This window comes from Streptomyces sp. NPDC097640, assembly GCF_040302705.1.
In the GTDB taxonomy this organism is placed as follows: Bacteria; Actinomycetota; Actinomycetes; order Streptomycetales; family Streptomycetaceae; genus Streptomyces.
Genome location: NZ_JBEOSB010000003.1, coordinates 171,796 through 190,443 on the forward strand (window position 1 = coordinate 171,796; position 18,648 = coordinate 190,443).

The following is an 18,648-nucleotide window of genomic DNA, read 5'->3' on the forward strand; positions in this document are numbered from 1 at the left end:
TTCGGCCCGCAGCTCCGCCAACTGAGCCTCTGACGCGGCACTTCCGCGCCAGGAGCCGACAGATCCGTTCGACACCGTCACGCGGCCTCGACCCGCGTGAACGCACCCGCGCCCGGTGCGAGCCACACCAGCCGCGCGGAGACCCCCTTGCGGCGCCCGTAGTGCCACACCGCGCGCTCCGGTGATCCGAGGGACATGGTCACCGCGCCACTCACGCTGATCACGTGCACCCTGCCATCCTCGTGCGCCATGCCCCAGGCGGCGACCTGGGCGTCCGGGTCTTCCGTTTCCAGGTCGTATTCCTGCATCACGGCGAACATGCGGGGCGCGGTGTCGAGCACGAGCTCGCAGACTTCCTGATCGAATTCGAACGGCGCTGAGCTGGGGTCTTGGGGGGCTACGGTGGCCATGGAAGTCTCCCGTCACAGAGGAGGAGTTGGGCAGAGCGGCGCGCGGCCAGCGAGGTAATGCCGCGCCCCTGCGTGTGAGTTACACCATAGCCGCGAGCTATGATCCAGTGAACTCAACTGATGGGATACGTCATAACATCCCTCGTGTGGGTGAACGGCACCACGCGTGAGCGGGAGGGAAAGCACGATGGCCCGGATCAAGCTTCCGCCGACCATTCGGCAACGTCGGCTGGGAGCCGAACTGCGTCGGCTACGGGAACAGGCAGACCTCAACGCCACACAGGCGGCCGCGCTGCTGGGTTCGTCGCAGTCGCGGGTCAGCAGCATCGAGTCCGGGGGCTACGCGGTCAGCGCCGACCGGGTACGTGCCACGGCGCGGGCGTACGGATGTGCCGATCAGGCGCTGATCGAAGCGCTCGCGGACATGACCGGCGGCCGCACGCGGGGCTGGTGGGACGAATACCGCGACATCCTCCCGCCGAGCATGCTCGACATGGCCGAGTTGGAGCACCACGCCCGGGCCATGCGGGTGGCATCCGTCATCCACATGCCAGGGGTGCTCCAGAGCAGGGCGCATGCCCACGCGATCGTCAGCGCGGTCGAGCCGCCCCTCGCACCGCACGAGGTTGAGCACCGGGTCTCCCACCGGGTCAAACGACAGGCGGTGCTTCATGGGGAGCAGCCGACACCGCTGATCGCAACCATCCACGAGGCCGCGCTCCGCATGGAATTCGGCGGTCCGAGCGTGGCCCGCGAACAGCTCGAATACCTGCTCGCGATGAGCGAGCGGGAACACATCACCGTGCGGGTGATCCCCTTCGGCGCGGGTGCCTTCCCCAACTCCGGCCAGGGGATCATCTACCTCTGTGGAGAGGTGCCGCACCTGGACACGGTGCAGCTCGATACCGACCACGGCTCCGAGTTCCTGGACACGCAGCCTCAACTCACCAGGTACCGGAGCACGCTGGACCGGCTGGAAGCCCTCGCGTTGAAGCCGACGAAGTCGCGCGACATGATTCGCCGCATCGCACACGGCATCTAGCGAAGGAACGTCTGTGTCCACCTACAACTGGCGGAAGTCGTCTTACAGCGGCAACGCAGGCAACTGCGTCTACGTCGCCCTCGACAGTGACGGTAGGGTCAAAATGCAGGAGAGCGATGGGCCTAACGCCACACTCGCCGCCAGCCCCGCCACATTCGGCGTCTTCATACGCGCCGTCAAGGCCGGCGCCCTCGACCGGCTCACCACGGACTGAACGAGCGGGCGCGCCGGGCCCGGCCGCCCGCCCCCGCCCCCTCCCCCGTAGTTGCCGCAGTGCGCCGGAGGCGCGAGACGGCGGGGAGGACGGCCGGGCCGAATGCCGCCCCGCGGCGCTGGGCCGCCACGCCCCACGGCGGCCGAGCCGCCTCACGGCGGCCCGGCACCCCAGCACCCCGGCGCCCCCCACCCGGGCTCACGCCGCGCGGCGGATCTCCTTGATCTTCAGCATCCGCGTGATGACCTTGTCGAGCTCGTCGTCCTGGAAGACCTTCTTCCAGTCGTCGCGCACGATCGACTCACGCCCGTAGTCCATCGCGATCAGGCACGCGTCCGAGAACGGGTTGTCGCCCTTGAGGGTGTTGGCGAGGGCGACCTGGGTGTGGCCCAGGAGCATCGCGCGGGCGGCGGACTCCGGGACGCCGACCGTGTGGACGGTCTCGTGGAGGGCCTCGGTCAGGAGCGCGCCGACCATGCAGGCGATGGTCTCGACGAGGGTCGGCTCCAGCACGGCCAGCTGCTTGACGGTGACCCAGTGGACGTCCACAACGGGCGCGTACATGGTGCGGATGACGGTCTCGGTCAGCTCGCGGGCCGCCTCGTCGTCGGACTCGAACGCGGCGACGACCTCCTGGGGCGCGGCGATGCCGCCGAAGGTGTCGGCCCACTCCTCCTTGGTGGTGCGCTCCAGGAAGACCGAGGGGTGACAGGGGTGCGCGCAGGCGTTGGAGACGTCGTCGCGGCGGGCGAGCAGGCCGGCGTAGGCGGCGGCCGGGTCGAGGGTGAGGACGACCGAACCGGGCTTCATCACCGGCACCAGCGCCTCGGACACCGCGCCGAGGACGCGGTCGGGGACGGCGAGGATGACGACGTCCGCCTCGGCCGCGGCCTTGGCGGAGTCGACGACCTCGCGGCCGAGCTCGGCCAGGATCTCCTGGCCCTTGGGGGAGTTCTCGCTGAACAGAACGCGGAAGTCGCTCTTCTCGAGGTTCGCCGAGACGCGCAGGCCCATCTTTCCGGCGGCGCCGACGACGGCGACGGTCTTGGGCTCGTGGGCGGTGGGGGTGGTCATGAGGCGCTCCTCATCAGGGCATCACGGTGCATCAGGGTGTTCAAGGTGGTGACGCTGTGCTTGGTCCACGCGTCTTCGAGTCGGGCGGTCTCCTCGAAACCGCCCTGCCACGGGAGCCAGTGCTCCACGATCTGGTTGACGCCCCGCTCCTCGGGGCGGACCGCTCCGACCATGTGGCCGTAGTCGAGCAGGCCCTCGCCCAGGGGGCAGCCGGCGAAGGTGAAGCCGACCCACCCGTCGCGGCGGGTGAAGGAGAAGTCCTTGACGTGGATGTTGACCACGTACGGGGCGGTGCGGTCGATGACGTCGGCGGGCCGCTCCAGGCGGGCCACGCTGTTGCCGGGGTCCAGGCAGACGCCGAGGTGCGGGCTGTCGACTCCGGTGACGACGGCCAGCAGGTCGTCCGTGGAGACCTGCTCGTAGGTCTCGAGGCCCACCGTCACGCCGCGCTCGGCGTACGCGGGCAGCGCCTCGTGCAACAGGGCGACGGCCTCGTCCACGGTCGGCCGGTGGTCGTTGGTGTTGAGCATGGAGCGGACGAAGGTCGCGCCCAGCTTGTCCGCCAGGTCCAGGTACTTCAGCAGATGCGACGGGCGGACCCCGCGCGTGCCGAGTTCCAGCTGGATGCCGAGTTCCTCCGCGAGGGCGCGGAGGTCCGCCAGCTCGGCGTCGTCGAACGTCTCGATCAGCGGGTAGTCGCAGATCTGGAAGACCCCGACGCCCAGCTCCCGGGTGCGGTGCAGCAGGTCCGGCAGGGTCAGGCGCTTGGGCGCCTTGCCGGAGATCTGCCAGAAGAACGCGTACGTGCTCAGGCCGAGGGCCATCTCACACACCCCCCGCCACAGGCGTCCCGTGCAGGGCCAGCGCCTCGTCCAGGATCTGTTCGAACGCCGCCGGGTCGTGCGCGAAGCGGCCCAGGAAGAGCCCGCCGACCTCCCGGCCGAGCCGGGTGAGGAGCCCCGGGCCCGCGCTGCCGCCGTACACGACGCGGCTGCCGGCCAGCGGCTCCCGCCCGTCGAGCCACGCGGACAGCGCCGCGCACACCGCGCGGATGTGCTCGGGCGAGGCGGGCTCGGGCGCGCCGATGGCCCACTGGGGCTCGTACGCCACGATCAGCGGGCCCAGCGCCCCCGCCCGCTCGGCGTCGGCCAGGGCGGATTCGACCTCGGCGACGCAGCGGGCGGCGGCCTGCTCGGCGTCGGTGCGCTCGGGCTCGCCGACGCACAGCACGGGTGTGAGCCCGTTGCGCAGCGCGGCGGCGGTCTTCGCGGCCACGACCGCCTCGTCCTCGTGGAAGAGGCGGCGCCGCTCGGCGTGCCCCACCTCGGCGTAGCCGCAGCCGATCTCCTTGAGCTGGGCGCCGCTGACCTCGCCGGTGTACGCCCCGGTGTCCTGGGCGCACAGGTCCTGGGCGCCGAGCCGCACCCCGGTGCCGGCCAGCAGGCCGCCGGCCGGGACGAGGGTGGGGAAGGAGGGGAGGACGAAGACCTCGGCCAGGCCGCCGGTGACGGCCGGGTGGCGGTCGGCGATGTCCGCGACGCGGCGGCACCAGTTGAGCGTCTCGTGGTGGCCGAAGTACATCTTGAGGCTCACGCCGATGGTGACGGAGGCGGGTCGGGGCATCAGGCGGCCGTGCTCTCTTCGGCCGTCTTGTCTTCAGCCGTGTTCTCTTCGGCCGAGCCTTCCTCGTACGCGCACATCAGCTCGACCTTGGCGGCCGACGCCGAGGAGGCGTCGAAGCGGTAGGTGAGCCACTCGCGCACCAGGCGGCGGGCCAGCTCCAGGCCGACCACGCGCTGGCCGAAGGTGAGGACCTGGGCGTTGTTGCTGAGGATGGCGCGCTCGACGGAGAAGCTGTCGTGGGCGGTGACCGCCCGGATGCCCTTGACCTTGTTGGCGGCGATGGCCACGCCCAGGCCCGTGCCGCACACCAGCAGCGCGCGGTCCGCCTTGCCCGCCGCGACCAGCTCGGCCGCGGCGATGGCGACCTTGGGGTACGCGGTGTGGCCGTCGGCGTCCACGCCCACGTCCTGGACGGACTCGACCAGCTCGCTGGCCTCCAGGTCCGCCTTCAGGACCTCCTTGTAGTCGTAACCGGCGTCGTCGGAGCCGACGACGATGCGGAGCTTCTCGTTCATCTGAGCCATCTCAGCTTTCATCTCAATCGTTCTTCGCAGCGAGTACGCCGTGCACGGCGCGGGCGATCAGGGCCAGGGACACCGCACCGGCGTCCGGGGTGCCCAGGGACTTCTCCGCGTGCGGGCGGGCGCGGCCCAGGCGCGGGAGGAGTTCGGCGGTGGCCTTGGCGGCGGCCTCGGCGGCGGTGGCCGCGGCGTCCCAGGCGGCGGCCAGGGGCTGCCCCTCGGACACAGTCACCGCCTCGCCGAGCGCGCCGGCCAGCGGGACCAGGCCGTCGACCATCGTCTTGTCGCCGACCTCGGCCTTGCCGAGCCGCATGACGCCGTCGGCCGCGGCGGTCACGCCCCTGCTGACGGCGGCCGCGTCGGGCCGGTCGGTGTCGCCGAGGGCGGTGCCGACCTGGCGCAGGATGACGCCCCACAGCGCGCCGGAGGTGCCGCCGGCCCGGTCGGCCCAGGCGTCGGCGGCGTGGCACAGCAGGGTGCCGGCGCCCGCGCCGAGGCCCTGGGCGCGGCGCCCGGCCTCGTACGCGGCCTCGGAGCCACGCCGCATGCCGATGCCGTGGTCGCCGTCGCCCGCGACCGCGTCGATGCGGCCGAGCTCGTCGGCGTGCTCGTCGATGGTCCGTACGACCGCGGCGAGCGCGTCCAGCGCCGTACGGGCCGCCGCCCGCGACTCCTCGCTCGCCTCGGGGACGGTGATCTGCTCGGGCTGTTCCGCAAAGCCCTCGGAGCCCTCGGAGCTGACGTCCGCGGCCGGGCCGAGCGCCCCCTTGCGGTACGCGGGGGCGTCGGCCGGGGCCGTCCACAGCGGCTCCAGCTCGTCGTCCAGCCAGAAGAGGGTGAGGGAGACGCCCGCCATGTCGAAGCTGGTGACGAGCTCGCCGACCTCCGGGTCGACGGCCTCCACGCCCGCCTCGTCGAGGAGCCGGGCGACCCTGCGGTAGACCACGAACAGCTCTTCGTACTTGACCGAGCCGAGGCCGTTGAGGATCACGCCCGCGCGCTGCCCTCGCGGGGTCTCCACGCCCTGCGGCAGCTCGGCCAGCAGCGTGGAGACCAGCAGCTCGGCCGCCTCGTCGGCGGTGGGGACCGCCGCCTCGGACAGGCCGGGCTCGCCGTGGATGCCCAGGCCCACCGCCATCCGGCCCTCGGGGACGGTGAACAGCGGGGCTTCGGCGCCGGGCAGGGTGCAGCCGGAGAAGGCGACGCCGAACGAGCGGGTGCGGGCATTGGCCAGCCGGGCGAGGCGTACCACCTCGTCCAGGGGCAGGCCCGCCTCGGCCGCCGCGGCGGCGGTCTTGAACACCGCGAGGTCCCCGGCGACGCCGCGGCGCTTGGCGGACTCCTCGGGGGCGGCGCTGGAGATGTCGTCGGTGACGACGACTGTCCGGCAGTCGATGCCCTCGGTGTTCAGCCGCTCCTCGGCCTGGCCGAAGTGCAGCACGTCACCGGCGTAATTGCCGAAGGTCAGCAGCACCCCGCCGCCGCTGTGCGCGGCCTTGGCGATCTGGTGGACCTGCTGGGCGGAGGGCGAGGCGAAGACGTTGCCGACCGCCGCGCCGTGTGCCAGGCCCCGGCCGACCAGGCCGGAGAAGGCGGGGTAGTGGCCGGAGCCGCCGCCGATGACGACCGCCACCTGGCCCGGGGCCGTGGGGGTGGCGCGGACGACACCGCCGGGGACGCGCCGCACCCATCTGCGGTGGGCGGCGACGAAGCCCTCCAGGGCCTCGTCCGCGAAGGCGGCGGGGGTGTTGAACAGTCGAGTCATGGCGGGCGGCCTCCGGGCCGCGGGTGAGGGGTGGTGACGGGAGGGCTGACGGGCGGTGGGTCAGTGCCCGGTCGCGATCAGCTCCTGTTCGGCGTCCGCGGCCTGTGGGAGGGGCCGGGTGGAGAGCCAGAGCATCAGGGCGGACGACAGGAGCATGAAGCCGCCGACCACGAAGAGCGGGAGGTAGTAGGAGCCGCTGAAGTCCTTCAGCCAGCCGGTGATGTAGCTGGCGGCGAAGCCCGCGACGTTGCCCATGGTGTTGATCAGGGCGATGCCGGCGGCCGCGGCGGCTCCGGTGAGGAACTGGGACGGCAGCGACCAGAAGGTGGGCAGCGCGGCGAAGATCGAGCACGCGGTGACGGTGATGACCGCGATGGTCGCGCTCGGTGACCCCATGTAGAGGGCGAGCGGGATGCTGATCCCGCCGAGCGCCGCCGGTCCCGCGACATGCCAGGCGCGGACGCCGTGCCGGGTGGCGTGCCGGGACCAGAAGAAGAGGGCGATGGCGGCCGGGAGGTACGGGATGGCGGTGATCAGGCCCTTGTCCAGCACGGAGAAGTGGGTGCCGTACTGGTCCTCGAAGCCGCTGATGATCGTGGGGAGGAAGAACGCCAGGGCGTAGAGGCCGTAGATGAAGCCGAAGTAGACAAGGGCGAGGACCCAGACCCGGCCGTTGGTGAACGCGGCCTTGAGCGCGCCGCGCCCGCCATGCCCACCGTTCCCGGAGGCTTCCTTCGCGCCGCCCGTCTTCGTGCCGTTCTCGCGCGCCAGCTCGGCCGTGAGCCAGTCCTTCTCCTCCCGGGTCAGCCACTTCGCGTCGGCCGGCCGGTCGATCAGGTAGAACCAGGCGATGACGCCGAGCAGGATCGCGGGGATGGATACGCCGAGGAACATGAAGCGCCAGCCGTCCAGGCCGAGCACCCCGTGCTGGTTGATCAGCAGCCCGGCCAGCGGGGCGCCGATCACCGTGGTCAGCGGCTGGGCCAGGTAGAACAGCGCGAGGATCTTGGTGCGGTGGCGGGCCGGGACCCACTGGCTGAGGTAGAGGATCGCCCCGGGGAAGAAGCCCGCCTCGGCGACGCCGAGCAGAAAGCGCAGCCCGTACAGCTGCCCGGTGCTCTGCACCCAGGTGAACAGCAGGGAGACGATCCCCCAGGTGACCATGATCCGGGCCAGCCAGCGGCGGGCGCCGAACCGGTGCAGGGCCATGTTGCTGGGCACTTCCAGCAGGATGTAGCCGATGAAGAAGATGCCGGAGGCGAGTCCGAACTGAGCCGCCGAGAGGCCGAGGGCGTCACCCATGCCGTTGGGCTCGGCGAAGGAGACCGCGGTCCGGTCCAGGAAGTTCACGAAGAACATCAGGGCGACGAAGGGGACGAGACGCCGCGAGACCTTCTTCACGGCCGATCTCTCGACGTCCCTGATGACGGGGGTTGGGGCGACAGTGCCCATGGCGGCTCCTGACTGAGCGGACGGCTTTGTCCTGCGGGGTGGCTACACGCTAGGTCACGTTCCGAAAATTGGTCACCAATTAACCAAAGTGATGTGTGTCGCTTTTGAAACCCTTGACGGGCGGACCTCCAGCACCTACGGCAACACTGCCGCCCCGGGCCGTCCGCCCTGGTGATGTACTAGGGCAGCCATGTCCGAGGACCCGAGTCCATGAGGGGAAACGCCACGTGAGCGCCGAGCCCGACCAGCCGAACTTCACCGCGCTGCTGCGCCCGGTCGTCCGGGAGTCATCAGTGAGCGAAGTGGCCAAGCGGCTGCTGGACCACCTCTCCGAGGGCCACCTGAAGCCCGGCACCCGGCTGCCCGCCGAGCGCCAGCTGGCGGAGGCACTCAACGTCGCCCGTTCCAGTGTGCGGGGTGCGCTCTCGGCACTCGATGTGCTCGGCATCATCGAGATCCGCCCCGGCTCCGGCTCCTACGTGCGCGCCGGGACCTCGGAATTCCTGCCCCGGGCCATCAACTGGGGCCTGATGCTCGGCCAGCGCCGCACCCATGACCTGGTCGAGGTGCGCACCTTCATGGAGGCGATGTCCGCCCGGCTGGCGGCCGAGCGCGCGGAGGAAGCGGACGTCGAACGGCTCGAGGCACACCTGGAGCGGATGCGGGAGGCGGGCGGCGACGTCACGGCGTTCATCGACGCCGACATCGCCTTCCATCTGGAGACCGCCTCCATCGCCCGCAACACCGTCCTCAGCGACATCCTCCACAGCATCCGCTCGCTGCTTCAGGTGTGGATGGAGCGCGCGGGCGACATCGAGGGCACGGTGGCCGGGACGCTGAAGGAGCACGGCGCGATCCTCCAGGCCATCCGCGAGCGCGACCCGCAGGCGGCGGAGCGGGCCATGGCGGAGCACATGCACTGCGCGAGCGAGCGGCTGTGGTCCTCGCTGAGCGCGGAGGAGAGCGGGGACGCGGACGGCGGCCCCGCCTCGTAGGCGGCAGGCCGGTGCGGGACCACCGGATTGGCCCATCCCAAGGCGCGGCCGGGCGCCCCGTACGCCCAGACTGATGCACGTATGGGCGGGTGCCTACGCGGATGAGCTTGTGCTGGGCGCCCTCCGCCGCGAGGAGAGGACGGACGCATGGCACCCGAGCAGCCCGACGAGCCGGCGCCCCGTCAGCTCCCCACGGTGACCTACGCCTTCGCCGTCTGCCGGCACTGCGACCCGGCGGCCCTGGCCGGGCTCCCGGGGCTCGACACGGCGGCCCCCGTCCGCACCCTCGCCGCGGGCCCGCTCACCGCCGTCGTCCAGGACGTGTCCGCCGCCGACTTCACGGAGGACGCGCTGCGGCGGCGGCTCACCGACCGCGATGAACTGGGGCGCTGCGCCCGCGCCCACCATGAGGTGATCATGGCCGCGTCGGCCGTGACACCGACCGTGCCGCTCCCCTTCGCGACCCTCTATCTCGGGGACGGACGGGTCCGCGCGGCCCTGCGCGAGAAGGAGGAGTCCTTCCTCGCCGCCCTGGGCCGCGCGAGCCGGACGCTCACTGCACGATCATGAACTTGTTGCCGTCCGGGTCGCGGAATCCGAACATGGGCGGCACGGGGTCGCCCCACCGCTTGACCTCCGCGTCCACATCGACGCCGCGGTCCCGCAGGGCGGCGTGGTCGGCGTCGATGTCCTCGCTGACCAGAATGATCCCCGTCTCGACGCCGGGCGACTGCCCCTCCATCGGCAGGATCAGCGAGATCGCGGCCGCGCCGCCGGTCGGCGCCACCTCGATCCAGCGGAGGGCTTCGCCCATGGGGATGTCCGCGCGCTTCTCGAAGCCGAGCGTGCCGACGTAGAAGTCCAGCGCCCGGTCCTGGTCGGCGACCGGGACGGCCACCCTGCCCAGCTCGGTGATGCGGGTGCCCTTGGTGCCCTTGCTGCTCTCGGTCATGCTGCTCTCCCTGGGGGAATCGGTTCTGCTGGTAGGACCGCCGGGCCCGGCGAAACTCATCGCCTCCCGCGCGAGGAGTTTTCTTGACCTTCAAGCCGGATGAACCCCGACAATCGCGCCCATGGACGACAACGACGCCACCGGGAGCGCCGACGGCACCGAGGCCCTGCTGAGCATCGGAGCGTTCGCCCGGCAGGTGGGGCTGGCGCCGAGCGCGCTGCGGTTCTACGACGACTGCGCGGTGCTGCGCCCCGCCCGCGTGGACGCGGCGACCGGCTACCGCTACTACGCCGCGGACCAGCGGCCGCGCGCCGCGCTGCTGCGCCGGCTGCGGGAGGCCGAGCTGCCGCTGGTCGACGCGGCGGCCGTGCTGGACGGGCCGCATGACGAGGCCCGCGAGGTGCTGCGGGCGCATCTGGGCCGGACCCGGGAGACGGCCGCGGCGGCCCGCGCGGCGATCGAGGAGATCCTGCGCGAGCTGCCGGGGGGCACGCGCCGCGCGGAGGTCCGCGTCGGCGGCGCCGAACTGGCGGGCGCGGTGCGGCAGGTGGGCTCGGCGGTGGCCTCGGGAGCAGCCCGGGAGGAGTTCCCGGTGCTCGGCCGCGTCCTGGTCGAGCTCGACGGCGAGGAGCTCCGGCTGGTGGCCACGGACCGCTACCGGCTGGCCGTACGAGCGCTCCGGCCGCTGTCGAGCGCGGGCGAGCCGTGCGAACTGCTCTGGGACATCGAGGAGTTGACGGAGGTGGCCGCCTGGGCCCGGCGCCTGCCCGAGGTCACCGTCGAGGTCGAGGGGCGGCTCACCCGGCTACGGGGCGGCGGCGAGCACCGGGAACTGCCGGGCTCCGACGAGGTGTTCCCCGCCTACCGGATGGTGCTGGACGGCCTCGGGGCCGCCCGGCACCGGGTGCTCGCCGACCGCGCCGCGCTGCGGCGGGCCGTAGCGGACCGCTTGGACGCCGGCCACCAGGCGGTCACCCTCACCACCGCCGAGGACATCCTCCTGATCTCGTCGGAGGAGCCCGAGGGGCCGGACACGACCGCGCTGCGCGCCATCTGTACGGGGCCGCCGCCGCGGATCGCCTTCGACCCCGCCGTGCTGCTCCCGGCGCTCGACGCGAGCGTCGGGCCCGATGTGCTGCTGGAGATCGCGTCCGCGGCGCAGCCCGTCGTCGTCCGCTCCGCCGATCAGGGGAGCTTCACCACCCTGGTCATGCCGGTGCGCACCACCCCCGCCGCCGGCTGACGCCCCGCCCTCAGCCGTGGTCCCAGGCCCGGGGCCGGGTCAGGGCCTCCCACTCGGGCCTGAGCAGGGACAGCGCCGCGAGGTCGTGACGGCTCCCCCGGTGCATGCACGCACCGCGCCGCACCCCCTCCTGGACGAAGCCCGACTTGGCGAGTGCGCCGAGGGCGGCGGCGTTGGTGAGGTGTGTGAACGCCTCCACGCGGTAGAGCGGCAGCTCACCGAGGGCGAAGTCGACCAGTGCGTCGACGGCGTCGGTGCCGTACCCCTGACCGCGCCAGGCCGGGTCCAGCACCAGGCAGACCTCCCCCCAGCCGTCGACGTATTCCTGCTCGGTGAGGGCGATATGGCCGATGGGCGTGCCGTCCTCCAGCAGCACCAGGAAGTCGTCCCGGGACTGGTTGTCGATGTCCCTTTCGATCCGCTCCCGGCACGCGGACAGGGCCCTCGGCAGGAAGCCGGCCTCATGGGCGATCAACGGATCGGACTGCCATCGGTGGATCAGCTCCGCGTCGCGCTCCTCCAGATATGTGAAGCGGACATTCCGGCCCCGCCAGCAGATCACGCGCTGTGCGTCCGTCCCCATCTCGTCTCTCCCCCCGTTCGGTGTCATGTGTCTGTGGGCGTGACGTTCGGCCCGGCGCGCTCGCTGGGAGTGCGCCGGGCCGGCCCTCTGCCCCTCACCCCCACGGAGGGGCAGCGGCTTCATTATTCGACTGTCAGCTGTTCTCCGGCAGTCATTTATTCGGTGGCGATGGCATTCAGCACATTCATCCGGCCCGCCCGGAACGCCGGGAGCAGGGCGGCGACCAGGCCCACCACGGCCGAGCCGATGAAGACGGTGATGATCGTCGGCCACGGGATCTCAAGGGTCTTCAGGCCCTCGAGCGCCAGCAGCTTCTGCGCCGTCGCCCCCCAGCCCATGCCGAGGCCGAGGCCGAGCAGGGCACCGAACAGCGCGATCACGACCGACTCCAGGCGGATCATGCGGCGCAGCTGACGGCGCGACAGGCCGATGGCGCGCATCAGGCCGATCTCCCGGGTCCGCTCGACGACCGACAGCGCCAGGGTGTTCACCACACCGAGGACGGCGACGATGATCGCGAGCGCCAGCAGGCCGTAGACCAGGTTGAGCAGCTGCCCGATCTGATCCTTCATCATCTTCTTGTAGTCGGTCTGGTCCCGGACCTCGACCTGCGGGTAGCGGTCCAGTTGGGCCTGGAGGGAGGCGTAGGCCGCCTTCTCCTGGCCGTCCTTGGCGGCCGCGAGCATCATCGCGTTCACCGGCATCTTGTCGGCCGGGATATAGCGCTCGGCGGTGGTGATGTTGACGTACTTGGCGCCCTTGTTGAGCGAGGTGTCGTCCGAGGTGATGGCGGCGACCTTGAGCTTGGCCGGCTTGCCGCCCGCGAAGGCGACGGTGAGGGTGTCGCCCACCTTCACCTTGTGGTCCTTGGCGAAGCCCTCGCCCACCGAGATGGCGTCCCTGCCGTAGGCGTCGGAGAGCGTGCCGTCGACCACGGGGGTGCGCAGGTCGTCTGCGAACTTGGGGTCGGCGGCGACCAGGTTGTCGGTGCTGGTCTTGCCGTCGGACGTGGTGATCTTGGTGTCGTTGAGGTTCTTGACGTCGGTGACGTGGTCCAGGCCCTTCGCCGCGTGCGCCGCCCTCACGACCTCCTCGGTGATCGGTTGGCCTCGGTCGGACTGGATGATGAAGTCCGCGCCGACCGACTTGTCGAGCTCATCGCTGGCCGAGGCGACCATCGAGGAGCCGACCACCGACAGACAGGCGACCAGCGCGAGGCCGATCATCAGGGCGGCGCCGGTGGCGCCGGTGCGCCGGGGGTTGCGCAGTGCGTTCCGCTCGGCCAGGCGGCCGACCGGGCCGAAGATCCGCAGGATGACGGCGGCCAGCACCCGGACCACCAGGCCGGCCAGCAGCGGGCCGATGACGATGAAGCCGATCAGGGTCAGCACCACGCCCAGGCCCAGGAACATCGACCCTTCGGTGGCCTTGTCCGCGTTCCCCGCGGCAACCAGGGCCGCCGTGCCCGCCAACGTGAGCACCAGGCCGATCACGCCCCGGATCCGGCCGGCCTTGGCGTCGGCCGGGGTGCCCGCGTCCCGCAGGGCCGCCATCGGGGAGATCTTCCCGGCGCGGCGGGCGGGGATGTACGCGGAGATGAGGGTGACGACGATGCCGATGGTGAGGCCGATGATGGGCGTGGCCGGCTTGACCGTCAGCTGGTCGGTGCTGATGTTCAGGCCCTGGCTGCCCATGACCTTCATCAGCCCGACGGCGAGACCCACGCCGGCCAGCACGCCGAGCACCGAGCCGATGACGCCGAGCAGCAGCGCCTCGATGAGCACCGAGCGGTTGATCTGCCGGCGGCTGGAGCCGATGGCCCGCATCAGGCCGATCTCGCGGGTGCGCTGGGCGACCAGCATCGAGAAGGTGTTGACGATGAGGAAGATGCCGACCAGCACGGCGATCCCGGCGAAGCCGAGCATCGCGTACTTCATGATGTCGAGGAACGAGCCGACGTCGTCCTTGCCCTCCTCGGCGGCCTCGGCCTTCGTCTGCACCTTGAAGCCGTCGCCGAGGGACGCGATCACGTTCTTCTTCAGCTGCTCGTTGCTGACGCCGGGCTGGGCGGTCAGGGCGAAGCTGGTGTACGCGTCGGAGCGGCCGAGCAGCTTGCGCTGCGCGGTCTCGTTGTCCGTGTAGACGATGGTGGCGCCGGGGTTGGTCACCTTGAAGGTCGTCAGGCCGACGATCTTGGCGCTGAAGTCGCCGGGCACGGCGATGAGCCGCAGCTCGTCACCGATCTTCAGGTGCTTGTTCTTGGCCGTGTCGGCGTCGAGCATCACCTCGGTGGGGCCGCGCGGCTCATGGCCGGAGGTGAGGTCCACCGCGAGCAGCTCGGTCGGGTCCCAGTTGGTGGCGACGGTCGGGGCGCCGGACTTCGGACCGATGTCGTCGTTGTTCTTGTCGACGACGGTGACGGTCTCGGTGCTGATCTCACCGACCACCGACTTGACGCCCTGGACCTTCTTCAGCTCGGCGAGCCGCGACCCGGGGACCGTCTCGATCTTGCCGCTCTGCGGGCCGTTGTGGCTGGCGCTCTTCTCCTTGGACTTGACCGTGACATCGGAGCTGGTGCTCGCGAAGAGCTGGTCGAAGGTGGCGTTGGTGGTGTCGGTGAAGACCAGCGTGCCGCAGACGAAGGCCACCGACAGCAGGACGGCGATGGCCGACAGCGCCATGCGTCCCTTGTGCGCGAAGAAATTGCGCATCGAGGTCTTGACGACGGTCATGACACCCGCCCGCGCGCGTCGAAGCTCTTCATCCGCTCCAGCACCAGCTCGGCGGTGGGGTTGTGCATCTCGTCGACGATCCGGCCGTCGGCCAGATACAGCACCCGGTTGGCGTACGCGGCGGCGACCGGGTCATGGGTGACCATCACGATGGTCTGGCCCAGCTCTTCCACCGAGCGCCGCAGGAAGCCCAGCACCTCGGCGCCGGCCCGGGAGTCCAGGTTTCCGGTGGGCTCGTCACCGAAGATGATCTCGGGGCGGGCGGCGAGGGCGCGCGCCACGGCGACGCGCTGCTGCTGACCGCCGGAGAGCTGGTTCGGCCGGTGCTTGAGCCGATCGGCCAGGCCCACGGTCTCCACCACCCGGTCCAGCCAGGCGCGGTCCGGCTTACGGCCCGCGATGTCCATGGGCAGCGTGATGTTCTCGATCGCGTTGAGCGTCGGGAGGAGGTTGAACGCCTGGAAGATAAAGCCGATCCGGTCGCGGCGCAGCTGGGTGAGCTTCTTGTCCTTGAGCCCCGTGATCTCGGTCTCGTCGATGAAGATCTGGCCGGAGGTCACGGTGTCGAGACCGGCGAGGCAGTGCATCAGGGTCGACTTGCCGGAGCCCGAGGGGCCCATGATCGCGGTGAACTGGCCGCGGGCTATGTCGACATCCACATGGTCGAGCGCGACCACGCGGGTCTCGCCGGAGCCATAGGACTTGACCACCTGACGTGCGCGGGCGGCAACAGCCGTATGTCCTCCACTGCCCCCGGTCTTGGGAATCGATACAGCGGTTGTCACGGTGACTCTCCTCAGTCGTCTTCTTCTTCGGCTCTTCAGACGTTTCTTCCACGAGCCGGGTTCTCCCGGCCGCCCGATTCAAGGGTGAGCCAGGCGCGGGGGGTGGCGCGATGGTGCCTGGCTCCCTATCCATGGGGGTGCTAGCCATACCCCCACGGTCCGGTCGGCCAGAACAACACTAGAAGCGTCCCAGGTCGGAAACCTCCTCCGGCGGTACGAGCCCCGGGTAGGAGGAAGGGGTGGATGTCCCCTAGGGGTGTGGGACCTGAGACGGATCCCGTCTCGGGGTCAAGACTGCGCCGTCACGTCACGGGAGGTTCAAGTCCGCTGTTCCACGGCCTGGACGCCCGCTTCCCTTCCCTCGATCCCGCATGGAATGGTGGGTAGTACAACAGTGTTCACGGGCAGCGAGTGTTCGGGCAGCGCAGCACGGCAGCCGGCCGGCTCGGCCGGGGAGGGAGTGCGCACGGTGGGCGGCACCGCACGACGGCGGACAGACCCGGACACCGGACCCCCTCCCCCAGGAACCACCCCGTCACCCCCCGTACGCCGCCGCTCCGTCGCGGCCGCGCTGATGCTCGGCATGGCGCTCGCCGCGCTCGACTCCACCATCATCTCGACCGCGATCCCGCAGATCGTGGGCGACCTCGGCGGCTTCTCCGTCTTCTCCTGGCTGTTCTCCGGCTATCTGCTCGCCGTCACCGTCAGCCTTCCGGTGTACGGCAAGATCTCCGACACCTTCGGCCGCAAGCCCGTCCTGCTCTTCGGGATCGTGCTCTTCCTGCTCGGCTCGCTGTTGTGCGCGGGCGCCTGGAACATGGGCTCCCTGATCGCCTTCCGTATCGTCCAGGGCCTGGGCGGCGGCGCGCTCCAGGGCACCGTGCAGGTCATCGCCGCCGATCTCTACCCGCTCAAGGAGCGCCCGAAGATCCAGGCCAGGCTCTCCTCGGTGTGGGCCCTGTCCTCCGTGGCGGGCCCGGTCATCGGCGGTCTGCTAGCCGGGTACGCCGACTGGCGCTGGATCTTCCTGATCAACCTGCCGGTCGGCGCGGTGGCGCTGCTGCTGATCGCCCGTCATCTGCACGAGCCGGCCCGGGAGGTCGCCCGCGGGTCCCGGGTGGACTGGGCCGGCGCGCTCGCGATCTTCGCGACCGGCGGGCTGCTGCTGACCGCGCTCGTGCAGGGCGGGGTGGCCTGGGCCTGGCTGTCCGCGCCGTCGTTCGCGCTGTTCGCGGGCAGCGCGGTGTGCGCGGCCGGGACGGTGTGGATCGAGCGCCATGCCGCCGAACCGATCATTCCGGGCTGGGTCTGGCGGCGCCGTACGATCTCGGCGGTCAATCTCGCGCTCGGCGCGCTGGGCCTGGTGATGATCGCCCCGACCGTCTTCCTGCCCACCTACGGCCAGTCGGTCCTGGGGCTCGGCCCGATCGCGGCCGGGTTCGTGCTGTCGGCCATGACGCTCAGCTGGCCGATATCCGCCGCGCTGAGCAACCGCGTCTACAACCGGGTCGGCTTCCGGCGCTGTGCGATCACCGGCATCGGGCTCGCCGCGCTGGCCCTGTTCGCCTTCCCGCTCCTCCCCTACCCCGGGGCGAACCCCGGCGCGGCCTGGCAGCCCGCGCTGATCATGCTGCTGCTCGGCGCGGCCCTCGGCCTCTTCCAGCTGCCGCTGATCATCTGGGTCCAGTCGTCCGTCCGCTGGGCGGAGCGCGGCACCGCGACCGCATCCATCCTCTTCTGCCGACTGGTCGGCCAGAGCATGGGAGCGGCCGTCTTCGGCGCCGTCGCCAACTCCACGCTGGCCGCCCGCCTCGACGAGGCGCCGGCCGCGATCCGCCCCGGCCTGCCCGACGACCTCGACGGGGTCTCCCGCGCGCTGGAGCACCCCGCCACGCTCACCGACCAGGCCGCCGACTATCTGCGGCGCGCGGTCGACACCGCCGTCGACCATGTGTACGTCGGCTCGGCGGGGGCCGCCGTACTGGCCGTACTGGTCCTGCTGTTCCTCGCCCCGCGCCGGGCCGCCGCCGGGCCGGACGGCGAACACGGCACGGCGGGCGCCGAAGGCACAGGGGGCACCGAGGGAGCCGACGAGCAGACGCGGACGGCCGGTTAAGGAGCGCCGCAGGGAAAGCCGGTCAGGCCTCCGGCAGCGGCGTGGAGCCGGCGTCCTCGGCGACCGGCCGCCCCGTCAGCGCCGCCAGGCTGCCCCGTACGTGCTCCAGGTGCGACTTGAGCTCCTCACGCCGCTCCACGTGCTCGCGCAGCGTCCGCTCCGTCTCCCGCTCCAGGCGCTCCTCCCGGGCCCGCGCCTGCGCGATGATCTCCGCCGCCTGTCCCTGGGCGTCCTCCTGCCGCAGCCGCGCCGCCTGCTCGGCCATCGCGTACTCCCGCTTGGCCTCGGCGAGCTTCTGCTGCACGCGCTCCTCCAACCGGTCGATGCCCGCGGCCACCGCGGCCTGCCGCTCGGCGATCTCCCGGCCCGCCGCCTCCCACCGATCGCCGTGGTCCCGCTCCAGCTCGGCCAGTACGGCGGCGCTGCGCTGCCGCGTCTCCTTCAGCGCCGACAGGGCCTCGGCCCGCCACTCCTTGGCGTCCTGCCGCGAGGCGGCGCGCAGTTCGTCCACGTCCGCCTGGCACGCCTCCAGCGTCGAGCGCGCGGACGCCTCGGCGGCGGCCCGCACCCGCCCGGCCTCCTCGCGGGCGGCCTCCTCGACCGTACGGGCCTCCGCCCGCGCGGCGTCCCACAGCTCCTGGACCGAGCCCTCGGCCCGCGCCCGCAGGCTCGCGGCCTCCTCCTCGGAGGCGAACAGAATCAGCCGGGCGCGGTCGCCCAGCGATTCATACGTCTGGGGGGCCAGCTGGGCGACCGCCTCGCGCAGCCGCTCGGCGTCGGCGGCCAGCTCATTGCCCAGGACCGTCAGCCGCGCGGCCCGTTCCCACGCCGCGTCGCGCGCGTCGGACAGCTCCGCGAGAGCGCGTTCGACCTGCTCGGGGCGGTAGCCGCGGCCCCGTCCGCCGATGGTGAAACCTTGACGTGACACCGATGCGCCCATCCTTGGAACCCCTTTTGTCCGGCATGCAACCGCTCCGGCGCACATCTTTATAGATCGCGGCTAATCGCACATAACGCGACACTCCGCCCATCTCCTTCGGTCGGAGATGTCGTGTCCCCCAGATGTCGCCCAATGCCGTCGCCGGCGGACCCGGACAACACAACGACGAGGCGCCCGCCCCCGTCACGGGGGTCGGGCGCC

Annotated in this window: 18 protein-coding genes; 6 read left to right on the forward strand and 12 right to left on the reverse strand. The window is 71.4% G+C overall.

Annotation, left to right across the window (positions count from 1 at the left end):
- Positions 1-77: 77 nt before the first annotated feature.
- Entirely contained in the window at positions 78-410 is a 333-nt protein-coding gene (locus tag ABTY62_RS05180; RefSeq protein WP_352128000.1) for a hypothetical protein, read from the reverse strand.
- 187 nt (positions 411-597) lie between these two features.
- On the opposite strand from ABTY62_RS05180, the gene ABTY62_RS05185 reads away from it, so the two are divergent.
- The gene (locus ABTY62_RS05185; protein ID WP_352128001.1) at positions 598-1,452 is read left to right on the forward strand and encodes a helix-turn-helix domain-containing protein; all 855 of its coding nucleotides are present in this window, start codon (positions 598-600) and stop codon (positions 1,450-1,452) included.
- Positions 1,453-1,465: 13 nt separating this feature from the next.
- Entirely contained in the window at positions 1,466-1,666 is a 201-nt protein-coding gene (locus tag ABTY62_RS05190) for a DUF397 domain-containing protein (RefSeq protein ID WP_352128002.1), read from the forward strand.
- A 198-nt stretch (positions 1,667-1,864) separates the two neighbouring features.
- Here the strand turns inward: ABTY62_RS05190 and ABTY62_RS05195 are convergent, their stop codons facing one another.
- The 6 genes from ABTY62_RS05195 to ABTY62_RS05220 are packed head-to-tail and all read right to left on the reverse strand — an operon-like array spanning position 1,865 to position 8,101.
- The gene (locus tag ABTY62_RS05195; RefSeq protein WP_352128003.1) at positions 1,865-2,740 is read right to left on the reverse strand and encodes a phosphogluconate dehydrogenase C-terminal domain-containing protein; all 876 of its coding nucleotides are present in this window, start codon (positions 2,738-2,740) and stop codon (positions 1,865-1,867) included.
- Positions 2,737-3,564 carry a sugar phosphate isomerase/epimerase family protein gene (locus ABTY62_RS05200; RefSeq protein ID WP_352128004.1) on the reverse strand — a complete coding sequence of 276 codons (828 nt, stop codon included), beginning with the start codon at positions 3,562-3,564 and terminating at the stop codon, positions 2,737-2,739. Before ABTY62_RS05200 ends, ABTY62_RS05195 begins: the two co-directional genes overlap by 4 nt.
- A gap of 1 nt (position 3,565) precedes the next feature.
- Positions 3,566-4,363: a triose-phosphate isomerase family protein gene (locus ABTY62_RS05205; protein ID WP_352128005.1), complete on the reverse strand. Its 798-nt coding sequence runs from the start codon at positions 4,361-4,363 to the stop codon at positions 3,566-3,568.
- Positions 4,363-4,878 (reverse strand): ribose-5-phosphate isomerase, encoded by a 516-nt coding sequence (locus ABTY62_RS05210; protein WP_352128006.1) that lies wholly within the window; start codon positions 4,876-4,878, stop codon positions 4,363-4,365. The genes ABTY62_RS05205 and ABTY62_RS05210 overlap by 1 nt, the downstream gene beginning before the upstream one ends.
- Before the next feature lie 22 nt (positions 4,879-4,900).
- Positions 4,901-6,649: a dihydroxyacetone kinase family protein gene (locus ABTY62_RS05215; RefSeq protein WP_352128007.1), complete on the reverse strand. Its 1,749-nt coding sequence runs from the start codon at positions 6,647-6,649 to the stop codon at positions 4,901-4,903.
- Positions 6,650-6,709: 60 nt separating this feature from the next.
- Positions 6,710-8,101: an MFS transporter gene (locus ABTY62_RS05220; protein ID WP_352128008.1), complete on the reverse strand. Its 1,392-nt coding sequence runs from the start codon at positions 8,099-8,101 to the stop codon at positions 6,710-6,712.
- A gap of 227 nt (positions 8,102-8,328) precedes the next feature.
- Here ABTY62_RS05220 and ABTY62_RS05225 point away from each other — a divergent pair, with 227 nt between their 5' ends.
- Together ABTY62_RS05225 and ABTY62_RS05230 are read left to right on the forward strand one after the other, a co-directional pair.
- Positions 8,329-9,096: a FadR/GntR family transcriptional regulator gene (locus ABTY62_RS05225; protein ID WP_352128009.1), complete on the forward strand. Its 768-nt coding sequence runs from the start codon at positions 8,329-8,331 to the stop codon at positions 9,094-9,096.
- Between the two features lie 147 nt (positions 9,097-9,243).
- Positions 9,244-9,666 carry a GvpL/GvpF family gas vesicle protein gene (locus ABTY62_RS05230; protein ID WP_352128010.1) on the forward strand — a complete coding sequence of 141 codons (423 nt, stop codon included), beginning with the start codon at positions 9,244-9,246 and terminating at the stop codon, positions 9,664-9,666.
- Here ABTY62_RS05230 and ABTY62_RS05235 read toward each other — a convergent pair.
- The gene (locus ABTY62_RS05235) at positions 9,650-10,048 is read right to left on the reverse strand and encodes a VOC family protein (protein WP_352128011.1); all 399 of its coding nucleotides are present in this window, start codon (positions 10,046-10,048) and stop codon (positions 9,650-9,652) included. The genes ABTY62_RS05230 and ABTY62_RS05235 overlap by 17 nt on opposite strands.
- A 121-nt stretch (positions 10,049-10,169) precedes the next feature.
- Between ABTY62_RS05235 and ABTY62_RS05240 the strand changes: the two genes are divergently transcribed.
- Positions 10,170-11,291: a MerR family transcriptional regulator gene (locus tag ABTY62_RS05240; RefSeq protein ID WP_352128012.1), complete on the forward strand. Its 1,122-nt coding sequence runs from the start codon at positions 10,170-10,172 to the stop codon at positions 11,289-11,291.
- Positions 11,292-11,301: 10 nt separating this feature from the next.
- Here the strand turns inward: ABTY62_RS05240 and ABTY62_RS05245 are convergent, their stop codons facing one another.
- From ABTY62_RS05245 to ABTY62_RS05255, 3 genes are all read right to left on the reverse strand, one after another.
- On the reverse strand, positions 11,302-11,874 hold the full coding sequence (locus ABTY62_RS05245) for a GNAT family N-acetyltransferase (RefSeq protein ID WP_352128013.1): 573 nt from the start codon (positions 11,872-11,874) through the stop codon (positions 11,302-11,304).
- A gap of 155 nt (positions 11,875-12,029) precedes the next feature.
- On the reverse strand, positions 12,030-14,606 hold the full coding sequence (locus ABTY62_RS05250) for an ABC transporter permease (RefSeq protein ID WP_352128014.1): 2,577 nt from the start codon (positions 14,604-14,606) through the stop codon (positions 12,030-12,032).
- Positions 14,603-15,391 carry an ABC transporter ATP-binding protein gene (locus tag ABTY62_RS05255; RefSeq protein ID WP_352128015.1) on the reverse strand — a complete coding sequence of 263 codons (789 nt, stop codon included), beginning with the start codon at positions 15,389-15,391 and terminating at the stop codon, positions 14,603-14,605. Before ABTY62_RS05255 ends, ABTY62_RS05250 begins: the two co-directional genes overlap by 4 nt.
- Positions 15,392-15,860: 469 nt before the next feature.
- Here ABTY62_RS05255 and ABTY62_RS05260 point away from each other — a divergent pair, with 469 nt between their 5' ends.
- Positions 15,861-17,507: an MFS transporter gene (locus tag ABTY62_RS05260; protein WP_352128016.1), complete on the forward strand. Its 1,647-nt coding sequence runs from the start codon at positions 15,861-15,863 to the stop codon at positions 17,505-17,507.
- A gap of 22 nt (positions 17,508-17,529) precedes the next feature.
- Here ABTY62_RS05260 and ABTY62_RS05265 read toward each other — a convergent pair whose 3' ends face one another.
- Positions 17,530-18,447 (reverse strand): coiled-coil domain-containing protein, encoded by a 918-nt coding sequence (locus tag ABTY62_RS05265; protein ID WP_352128017.1) that lies wholly within the window; start codon positions 18,445-18,447, stop codon positions 17,530-17,532.
- Between the last annotated feature and the right edge of the window lie 201 nt (positions 18,448-18,648).